Origin of the sequence: Lactiplantibacillus sp. C232 (assembly GCF_023806725.1) — a bacterium.
In the GTDB taxonomy this organism is placed as follows: Bacteria; Bacillota; Bacilli; order Lactobacillales; family Lactobacillaceae; genus Lactiplantibacillus; species Lactiplantibacillus plantarum.
In genome coordinates this window covers 1-8,223 of sequence record NZ_JAMSKZ010000030.1, presented here as the reverse complement: position 1 = coordinate 8,223, position 8,223 = coordinate 1, and the positions used below count along the sequence as shown (strand labels likewise).

At 35.7% G+C, this 8,223-nt stretch carries 6 protein-coding genes and 2 pseudogenes; 4 read left to right on the top strand and 4 right to left on the bottom strand.

The window, feature by feature from the left end:
• The 4 genes and pseudogenes from MZO41_RS16180 to MZO41_RS16165 all read right to left on the bottom strand — a co-directional run.
• Positions 1 to 110: pseudogene (locus MZO41_RS16180) on the bottom strand (DNA starvation/stationary phase protection protein); the annotation flags it as partial.
• Positions 111 to 1,252: 1,142 nt separating this feature from the next.
• Positions 1,253 to 3,550: a glycoside hydrolase domain-containing protein gene (locus MZO41_RS16175; RefSeq protein ID WP_014271901.1), complete on the bottom strand. Its 2,298-nt coding sequence runs from the start codon at positions 3,548 to 3,550 to the stop codon at positions 1,253 to 1,255.
• A gap of 360 nt (positions 3,551 to 3,910) precedes the next feature.
• Complete coding sequence (locus MZO41_RS16170; protein WP_001748061.1) at positions 3,911 to 4,258, bottom strand: type II toxin-antitoxin system PemK/MazF family toxin; 348 nt, start codon at positions 4,256 to 4,258, stop codon at positions 3,911 to 3,913.
• Positions 4,258 to 4,521, bottom strand: coding sequence for a type II toxin-antitoxin system PrlF family antitoxin (locus tag MZO41_RS16165; protein WP_001748062.1), 264 nt, complete (start codon positions 4,519 to 4,521; stop codon positions 4,258 to 4,260). Before MZO41_RS16165 ends, MZO41_RS16170 begins: the two co-directional genes overlap by 1 nt.
• Before the next feature lie 78 nt (positions 4,522 to 4,599).
• On the opposite strand from MZO41_RS16165, the gene MZO41_RS16160 reads away from it, so the two are divergent.
• The 4 genes and pseudogenes from MZO41_RS16160 (at position 4,600) to MZO41_RS16150 (ending at position 7,992) form a co-directional block, all read left to right on the top strand.
• Positions 4,600 to 5,187 (top strand): site-specific integrase, encoded by a 588-nt coding sequence (locus tag MZO41_RS16160; RefSeq protein WP_001748063.1) that lies wholly within the window; start codon positions 4,600 to 4,602, stop codon positions 5,185 to 5,187.
• A 428-nt stretch (positions 5,188 to 5,615) separates the two neighbouring features.
• Positions 5,616 to 5,827, top strand: a pseudogene (locus MZO41_RS17025) (hypothetical protein).
• A gap of 718 nt (positions 5,828 to 6,545) precedes the next feature.
• Positions 6,546 to 7,481: a replication initiation protein gene (locus MZO41_RS16155; protein WP_001748065.1), complete on the top strand. Its 936-nt coding sequence runs from the start codon at positions 6,546 to 6,548 to the stop codon at positions 7,479 to 7,481.
• The gene (locus MZO41_RS16150; protein ID WP_001748066.1) at positions 7,474 to 7,992 is read left to right on the top strand and encodes a helix-turn-helix domain-containing protein; all 519 of its coding nucleotides are present in this window, start codon (positions 7,474 to 7,476) and stop codon (positions 7,990 to 7,992) included. Before MZO41_RS16155 ends, MZO41_RS16150 begins: the two co-directional genes overlap by 8 nt.
• Positions 7,993 to 8,223 lie beyond the last annotated feature (231 nt).

The window sequence follows — 8,223 nt, the reverse complement described above, 5'->3', positions numbered from 1 at the left end:
AAAAAGTTGGGTCCACGCATGTACCAATGCGTCTGATGGATAATCATTGACATCTGGCTCAAATCGGCAACGAGTTGATTTAATACTGCTTTGGTTTTCGTATATTTCATTAGATTGGTCTCCTTTCGATATGGTTATTATAACTTAGTGGTAGCTTAATCTGAAACGTTATACACTGGCAAATTAAGTTATTTATAGCCCGTAGAATTAAGTCGTTTTGAAAAGATGGAGACGTTATATGGAAGATTGTAAAATTAATCTACAATTGAATTTTATTTACCTTATGAAGATGTTCAAAACGCGTTAAAGGAAAGTGCGCAAACCCCTTTATACGTAGAAAGGATGAATGGGTAGTGGGTAACAATGAGTGTAAATTAAATAAGGCACAAAAAAGGATGCTTAAGGATAAAGAAATATATAATCATTTCAATTTAGAAAATATTTCCAGTTCCATCAAAACGGAGCTAAACAAGATAGTGCATGACATCGATGACTAATACTTTAACACCAAACAGAAAGGGGCTATGAATATATAGGGTCTATACTAGATAATGGACCCTATTTATTGAAATGGGAGAGTAATTTTTTCAAAGAAAAGGGGGTAAAAACTATGATTAAAAAAGGCATTACAAGAGTAATAATAAAAGTAATGAATTCTTGGAGTTCAATTTTTTCAACGTTACCAGGGTAACTTTTGGGAATCGGAATTAAAAAGTCGAGGAAGATTGGTAAATATACAATGCTATTAACTATTACAACACTACTTATTCCGATTACGTAATGAACCATAGAAAAAGTTAGGACTTGATTGTGTCTGAAGTATTTTTTTTGAGCCTGCTGTACAGTTTTTTTCCTAGTTACAATGTCATGCCTTGCAGCGTTGAATAGGAGTGAAAAGCCTATTAATGCAACAATTATTAATATAAAGCCGAATGAATTGGTAACTCCAACTTCTGAAGTGAAATTTAGAAAAAAAGGGCCCAAATATTTGGAGATGAACCAACTAGATAAAATTGAAATAATAATTGTAAGAATGTTTTTAAAATAGCCATTTTCAATGATAGTATCATTTATATGGTCACATAAATATAAAAAATCAATTGTTATGAGAAAAAAAACAACTAATATTACGATTAACCATGAGTACAAGGCTGATTTAGCACCTCTTTCTATTTTTTAGATAAAAGTAAAAAACTAAAATAAGTAAAATGATAAACTAATATATATAGTTTATCATTTTGCTTATTACTTTCTATGCGTTTTGTTCAATTAACTTGCGAAAAGCTTTAGCGGCGTCTTTTGCTTCACTGTCAGTATAAGAAGGATATTTTTGTAATTTAAACTTTTTAAAAGCCAATAAAGCGGTTTTATAAGCTGCACCCCATGAACCTGTACCACCTTTTAAAAGAGTATATGTGTCGTTCTGTAGTGAATCAAGGTCATCATCAAAACGATTACTTAGGTAAGAATTAAAGCGAACGGAGCTTTCATTACCGGTGTAATAAGTTTTAATAATTTTGGATATAGTTTGGTTGTTTTGCGAATGGATTGTACTGTAAACGTTAAGTGCATCCAAATCGTCAACCAAATCTTCCCTTCCAAATTGCCCTTTATTACCTACATATGCAGTAATTGATTCATAAAAAGAGCCGTATTTTTTCTGGTTAAGATGAGCATCTTCTATACTTGTTAAAAGATCTCCACACCAGCCCCCAAGGTCCTGAATTCCTGAGGCTGACTGTGGTTCTCCCCAAAATAAAAGTGCGTTTAAAGAAGCCATCATGTGTGGTAAGCCAATTTTTATGCCAGTAGTACTATCATAAAGAGTTTCGAAGTCACTTTCTTTTGAAACATGTAATGCTGAGTTTGCGAATGCTAACCAGCTAGTATTTAATCCACCGGCCAAGGGTGCCCAACTTGGTGAAGAATAGGAAAATTGTCTATAAAATTGGGTAACAAGTTGTTCAGCAGGTGTTGAAGAGCTTTCACCGCTGATATAACTATATGCCTGGTCTTCTACTTGTTGCAGTTGGGTAAAGAAAGCAGCGTTAGGATTTATATTAACTTTGGTAACTTTAGAAACTCCGTTATCTTTACCAGAGACAGCAACTTGATCCATATCAATCCCTGTTGAAGCTCCAGTAAATTCATTGAATTGATCAAAGCTCCAATTTTCAGGCATTTTGAACCCTAAATTTCCGCTCCATCCAGAAGACATATCAGCAACAAAACTATACTTAACTAAGTGGTTTACATGCAAGCACGCATTGCGTGTTCCATAAATACCTGCTTTATATTCAGTTGATCCTATAATACCAGTAATACCCTCGAAATAGGGGACAACCGTACTACTCATGTTTCCATCTTGAATATCAACATCAACGGCAAAATAGATAACTGTCCCACTTGGTAGGCCAAGCTGACGTGCAGTATTAACGGCAATAGAAGCGTCTGCGAAACCTTGCTTGCTATTAAAATAACTTTCTTCATAACCTCCATCTTCGTAAATCGGAAAAATCTTAAGGTTAGCATCTAATAGCAGTTTAACTTCAGTGTTAGTCAAATTTTTATCTCGTTTATCAGCACCAGTCCCGACGCTTCCTGTCAAATAACGGCCGATAATGTTATAGCCAGCTGCTTTCAGTGATTTAGCCGTAGCAGCTGATGTGATTTGAGTAGCCATGTCGACACCATCTGAAGATCGGTTAGTGTTACCATTACTAGTTAATAAGCCTTTGATCACAGTTAGGTCAGCAGTTGAAGTATAAGGAGGCAACTTCATGAATTTTCTAAAGGAAACTATACCGTCGGCAACATTTTGTGTAAATTGGCCATTGAAGGCGCCTGAATAGAAACCATTAACGTAAAGACCATATTGAATAATTTTAACGATTGCCCCAGTTGCGCCAGAATTAACAGTTGGTGTTTTATTGATCGTACCAGGACCATAATAACCATTAGCAGTTCCAGTATCCATACCTTCCACTGACTGCAAAGCATAAATCAAAGCAGTGTTCGTATCCCTTTGATAAATTCCATCACATGGTAAAATACCAGTGTAAGCTTGATAATCATGATTAAGCTGTTGTTGCATTGAACGGATTTTAGCGTCCCCACCAGGAACTAAAACAAACGCGCTCATTGTCAACAAGGCTTTCATAATATCCGAGTTTACATTGGCGCTGGTGTCTTTGATACCGGCGTCTTTTTTTAATTCAACGACAGCAGCAGCCGTGTTAGTAGTAAATTCTCCGGTAAAGTCTTCAGGGTTGATACCCTTACACCAAAAGCCACCTTGGATTATTTTAACAACATTGTGCTTAAAGCCAGTTTTAACTTTATTAGCAAATTGAGTATCCCATTTAGCGGCAGTTGAAGGGCCAAAATTATCAACTAGATCTGTGATACCTAATTCGTGTTGCAGGGCTCTAGTTAACCCATAAACTGTGTTCCAACCAGTATTACCGTCCTCGGGTACTTTACCAAAGCCAGAAACTTTACCGTAAGTTTTGTTGAGCCAGACTTGTGTTTCTTTTACCATTTCATCCATACATAAATCATCCTTTCTGTGTTGTTTAGCAACCATAAGCGCCTACAACGAACAAGCTATCAAATGAGTAAGCAGTTTCTGATTCAACCTCCTTAAAAATTATTTGCTCAATATTCGAACACACGTTCGAGTAGACGGCTTAATTTTAGCACAGAAAAACAAGAAAACAAATTTTTGTCGGATTATTTTCGAACAAAAAAGATCTTCCAGGAAAATGGGAAGATCAAGTAAGCTATATATTTTTAAGGGCCCATTTCTACCAAATAGCCCCTTGAAAACATTGTTAAAATAACCCCCAATATCTATAATGTAGATATTGGGGGTTATTCTTTGTTTTTATCAATAAATAACATCTGCTTTTTAGAAAAATTGTTGGACCTTTGTACTAATTGAACTAATTTCTTGCCGAGATAAAGTGGACACAACTTCGCCATCTGATCGTTTTGTTGGATCGACAGCACGGACATGTTGCAATAACGCTGTCCCGTGAATTTTCCCGTTATCTATCCTGATAAATAACGGCGATTTAGCATACTTTTCTTGGGTACGATATTTGTCAGAGGTACTGATTGGCACAACTAGCACCGTATTAAAATAGCGATTATAGTGATCGTTGCTTACAACTAAACACGGTCGCTTTTTCTTAGTTTCAGTGCCTTTAGCCGGATCTAAATTAATCCATAAAATAGCGCCTTGTTTTAATTTCATTAATCAAAGTCTTCGCTTTCCACATCTTTACCCCAATCAACTTCTGTTGTACTGAGATTTCCAAACTTTTTTTCTTGTTCATCAACAAGTTGCCATAGATCCGGTTTACTACGAACAATCATTACTTTACCATTTGGTTCAATCTGCCATTCAATTGTATCAGTAGACCGAACCTTTAACAGTTCACGTACTGTTTTAGGAATTGTAATCTGATTTTTACTTGTGATCTTTGAGCTAACCTTAGTTACATTACCTGCACTCACAATATCATCTCCTTACTTTTTCCTTACAAAAAATAATAACATAACTGCTTTAATATCTCAAGAAAAGGAGAAAAGACTATGCAACAAGTTGTCCTACCCATCAAAGATTCAAATGTTCTCAAAGAAGTTCAAGATACGTTACTCAATAATTTTAAAGCTGGCCGTCGTAACTATACAATTTTTCAAGTTGGTAAAGCTACGCTACTAAGAGTCAGTGACGTTATGTGCTTAAAACAGACCAATATTTTTAATCCGAACGGTTCCATTAAACAAAATGCGTTTATTCATGATAAAAAAACTGGTAAACCTAATACCTTGTATCTTAAACCGGTTCAAACAGACCTTTTGTTGTATCGTCAATGGCTGCTTGATAATCAGTTACAATCTGAATGGCTCTTTCCTTCCATTCAACACCCCGAACGACATATCACAGAAAAACAGTTCTACAAAATCATGAGCAAAGTTGGCGATCTTTTAAGTATTAATTACCTTGGTACCCATACGATGCGCAAGACTGGAGCTTATCGAGTTTATACGCAATCTAATTATAATATTGGTTTGGTTATGTACTTATTAAATCATTCAAGTGAAGCGATGACTTTAGCTTATTTAGGCTTGGACCAAGCAAGTACCGAAACTATGTTAGACCAAATTGATTTTGGTTAGAATTGGTTATTTTTTAGTTGTTGCCGAAGGCAACTTCTGAGACAGATTTTAAGCACAAAATCTCTACTAAATTTTGGTGGAGTGTAAGTGCGCCTTGACCGAGCCTTGACCGAGATTTGCTCAGTTTGCGGACTCACATAGATTTTCTATGTGTAAGTGCGCATTGAACTCATTTCATTCCGTTTAATGACGCTAAAAAATAGCTAACTTGATCATTGAAATAAAGGTTGTTTTTTAGTTCAATGCGCACTTACACACAACAACTAAAGTTGATTGTGCTTATACTAAAAAAAGTTGTATTAGATTTCGCTGCGCTAAACAAATCTTTTTAATTGCTTTACACCGTTTTTCTTTCTAAACTTAATTACCATCTTTGAATAACTAACTATAAAAAGATGCCTTTAATTTAAACCTGAAATAATTAGCTAATGTTAGGAGTAACTCAGATGGACGAAAAAAAGTATTAAAGCCAATTGATGAAATGCTTGCTGATCCTTGGCAAGTTGATATTCAAGAATTGTTTGAAGCTTTTGTTCATGAACCTGATGAGATCAAACAGAATTTGTATAATTCCTTGTACACTTACATTTTGCAAAAAAGACAAGAAGATATTATTAATCGACCAGGATTTGTAATTTAGCCCTCTAAAAGCTCACTGAGGGCTTTTTATTTTGTTTTGGCATAAATTATATGTAAATATGCTTAAAACTGCTGAGAATTGAAAATAAAGGCCTTAAAAGGGACATAGCAGTTAAATTCTTATTATGTTTTAGAAAAGCTAACTGTTTGCTGTCAATGGTAGCGGACGAGCAAAGCGTGGGAGCATAAGGAATTGACAGCTCTAAACCAGTCTTAACACTGAATTGGCGAAAGCCAAAGTTTCTATAAAACTTTGCTTTCCTGCCTAACGGCGAGTGAAAAACGGTCAAGCTGGTTCAGCTTGACGGGGTGCGGGGCGTCAGCGCCCGTATAAATGTGGCTTGCCACACCTTTTTAGGCAACGAACGAAGTGAGGCGCAAAGAGCGTAGCGAATGGAGTTTAATGTGAGCCGGTTTTTGGCTCACTCCTTTGTGTTTTTGATTTTAGGTCTTGATCTCGTACAGTGGTGCCTCTTATATACCTCTTTTATAAACCTCTTTTAAACCTCTTTTAGACCCCTCTTGAACCTTACTCTCCCAAGGCTTATAGAAGTTTATCAAGTAGGTTTTGTCTGTTTATCAAGTAGGTTTTGTCTGTTTATCAAGTAGGTTTTGTCTGTTTATCAAGTAGGTTTTGTCTGTTTATCAAGTAGAACTATAAAGTTGACTACTTGATAAACATAATCTAAAATTAATTTGTAATCATTAGGAGGTACAGCATGGGAAATGAAATTATTAAATATGATCCAGAGTTAAATACCATTCCACTTCGAAAATTTACTCCAGTTGAAATGAATTTATTTTTTTCGATTATTTCTCGTATGCGTGATAAGAGTGATCAGACCATTCGTTTTACTTTTGATCAATTAAAAGAGCTAAGTGCTTATAAACCTACTGCAAATAACCGTTTTGAAGATGACATTCAGAGAACTTATGAAAAAATGATGGGATTACATTTTGGTAGACGAAGTAAAAGTGGATTAACTCGAGAGTTTTTTGTTTTGTTTACAGAATTTAAAATTGATGGAGATGCAGAAGAACCTTATGTAGACGTAAAAGTTTATGAACGTGCTTTACCCCTTTTAAACAAGCTTGAAAGTTGGGTTCGTTATGCGTTGGCAGAGTTTAGAGATTTAAAAAGTAGTTACGCAAAAACAATGTTTCGGTTACTAAAACAGTTCAGAACCACTGGATATGCTTATTTTTCTAAAGAAGACTTTTTTGAATTACTAGATATGCCCAAAAGTTACTGGAATAGTCCCTCTAACGTCGATAAATTTGTTATAAAACCCATTAAAGAAGAATTAACTCCTTTGTTTAGAGGATTAACGGTTAGAAAAAAATATGGTAAAGGGCGTGGGAAACCAGTTATTGGCTATTCGTTTACCTGGAAACCAGAAAAGAAAGATGCCAATGATTTCTCACAAGGCCAATTACAAGATGAGCGTCAAAAGCTTTTTAATATTCAGCATAATGGTGAATTAACAGAGCAGGAAAAATGGCGCGCCATTGACAAGGTTAAGGGGTTAACTTTAGGCTCTACTGAGAAACAAGCATTGGCTGATAAACAGGCCGAGCACGATAAAAAAATAAGAGATCAAGCAAGACAAGAAGCACTTGCTGAACTCCGAAAGGGGTTTGGAAATCATGCCTAAAACTATTAGAGAACTTGCTGATGAATTGGGCGTTTCAAAGCAGGCTATATGGCAAAAGATAAAAAGAGATGCGTCAATCGATTTACGTCAATTTACATCAACAAAAGGCAATACTGTTTACGTTGATGTTGATGGGCAAAAAGCTATTAAAGCAATGTTCTCAAACGATTCATCAACAAGATACCGTCAACAAAAAGATGATGTTGACGACAACAAAAAAGATGCGGTTGATGGACAAGATGAAGTGAAATTCCTTCGAAATTTAGTATCAGAATTTCAATCTGAAAAGAAAGAGTTACATAAGTTACTAGATCAGCAACAAAGATTGGCCTTACAGGACAAACAACTGCTCGAAGAATACAAGGCAGAAATTAAGGACTTGAAAGCCTTAACGATGGCACCGCATGATAATAGTGAAAAAGAAGTGACGTCAGACAAACAACCGGAACCTGAAAATAGCACCCCGGAGTCACAACCTAAACCTAAAAAGTGGTGGCGTTTTGGTAAATAGTTACAACTAAAAAAGAAAAGAAGACTAGTTAAATAGCGGAAGATAAATTTGAACAATCTGTAGCTGCCAAGCTAAAGGGTGAGGGCTGGGACTGTCCCACAGATTATTCTGGTGGGTAGATTGTAAAATTAATCCGAACGCTGTTCGGACAAAAAAGATCAGCTTCCTTTAAAATGGTGTTTACCACAAACCCATCTTTTAGGAGCTGATCTTTTGTCTAGTATAACCTAT

What these genes read in the sequence shown, in the direction of transcription:
- MZO41_RS16175 (WP_014271901.1), bottom strand. Translation starts at nt 3,550, where the DNA reads ATGGATGAAATGGTAAAAGAAACACAAGTCTGGCTCAACAAAACTTAC.
- MZO41_RS16170 (WP_001748061.1), bottom strand. Translation starts at nt 4,258, where the DNA reads ATGAAATTAAAACAAGGCGCTATTTTATGGATTAATTTAGATCCGGCT.
- MZO41_RS16160 (WP_001748063.1), top strand. Translation starts at nt 4,600, where the DNA reads ATGCAACAAGTTGTCCTACCCATCAAAGATTCAAATGTTCTCAAAGAA.
- MZO41_RS16155 (WP_001748065.1), top strand. Translation starts at nt 6,546, where the DNA reads ATGGGAAATGAAATTATTAAATATGATCCAGAGTTAAATACCATTCCA.
- MZO41_RS16150 (WP_001748066.1), top strand. Translation starts at nt 7,474, where the DNA reads ATGCCTAAAACTATTAGAGAACTTGCTGATGAATTGGGCGTTTCAAAG.